We start from the raw sequence: 1,218 nt of genomic DNA, 5'->3' as shown, positions 1-1,218 counted from the left end.
CCATTCGTGGGCATGTTCATCGCGCGGATTTCCCGTGGCCGCAGCGTGCGGGAACTGGTCGCTGGCGTGCTGCTGATTCCGCTGGGCTTCACCTTGGCGGCAGCCATTTGAATTCTTCCGCCTGCCCAGGGGTGAGCTGGATGCAGTCAGGGACAAACTTGATCCGGTTCGGATAATCGCTGCACTGACAGGTCTTCAGATCCAGCAGTTTGCAGGCGATGCGCGTGTAATAGACGCTGTTGTCTTCTTCATCCTCGAGTTTTTGCAGGCAGCACAGACCGCAGCCGTCGCACAGCGATTCCCATTCCTCGTGATCGAGTTGATCGAGGGTTTTGCGTTTCCAGAACGGTTCGACAATGGCGGCCATGGTTCAAGCATCAACATCAAGGTGGTGAAAAGGCCGCCAGTCTAGTGCCAGCGGGCGCAGTGGCCAAGCGCTGGCGACTGTCGGTAAATCCGCTTGTCAGCCCCAGCGCCGCCCAGTAGGGTTTTGCAGCGAACTTCTCCCCATCCGTTGCAAGGAATCCGTGCATGAGTGCCAACCCTCGCGTTGCCGATTACGCCATTCACCCGCAGTTCACCGAGCGCTGGTCGCCCCGGGCTTTCAACGGCGAAGCGATCCCTGAAGAGACCTTGCTGAGTTTCTTCGAAGCCGCGCGCTGGGCGCCGTCGGCGTACAACTCGCAACCGTGGCGTTTTCTCTATGCACGCCGCGATACGCAGAACTGGCAGCGTTATCTGGGCCTGCTCAACGAATTCAACCGCAGCTGGGCGCAGCATGCTTCAGCGCTGGTGATCGTGATTTCGAAGACCACTTTCGTGGCACCGGGCGCCACCGAGGAAACCCCAGCACTTTGGAGCACGTTCGATACCGGCTCGGCGTGGGGCCATCTGGCGCTGCAGGCGAGCCTCAGCGGCTGGCACACCCACGGCATGGCCGGTTTCGATCAGGAATTGACCCGCAAGGAACTGAACATTCCTGAGGAATATGCCCTGCATGCGGCGGTGGCGGTGGGCAAGCTCGGTGACAAGGCAACCCTGGCCGAGTACCTGCAAGCCCGCGAAACGCCGAGCCCGCGTCGTCCGCTGAGCGAGCTGGTGGCTGAGGGCGATTTCACCCTTTAAAAGCCACGCCATAAAACCACTGTAGGAGTGAGCCTGCTCGCGATGACGCCGTGTCAGTCGACATCAATGTTGACTGACACACCGTTATCGCGA

Annotated in this window: 1 protein-coding gene and 2 pseudogenes; 2 read left to right on the top strand and 1 reads right to left on the bottom strand. The window is 60.1% G+C overall.

Translation table 11 applies throughout. The features are described 5' to 3' along the window. Positions 1-99: pseudogene (locus tag DCO47_RS26820) on the top strand (BCCT family transporter); the annotation flags it as partial. Here DCO47_RS26820 and DCO47_RS26815 read toward each other — a convergent pair. Then, a pseudogene (locus DCO47_RS26815) lies at positions 95-367 on the bottom strand (YkgJ family cysteine cluster protein); the annotation flags it as partial. The pseudogenes DCO47_RS26820 and DCO47_RS26815 sit on opposite strands and share 5 nt — an antisense overlap. Before the next feature lie 164 nt (positions 368-531). Between DCO47_RS26815 and DCO47_RS26810 the strand changes: the two are divergent. Continuing rightward, positions 532-1,125, top strand: coding sequence for a nitroreductase family protein (locus DCO47_RS26810; protein ID WP_042607428.1), 594 nt, complete (start codon positions 532-534; stop codon positions 1,123-1,125). Positions 1,126-1,218 lie beyond the last annotated feature (93 nt).

The organism is Pseudomonas sp. NDM, from assembly GCF_003105095.1.
Lineage (GTDB): Bacteria > Pseudomonadota > Gammaproteobacteria > Pseudomonadales > Pseudomonadaceae > Aquipseudomonas > Aquipseudomonas moraviensis_A.
This window is presented reverse-complemented; position numbering and strand designations above follow the sequence as displayed.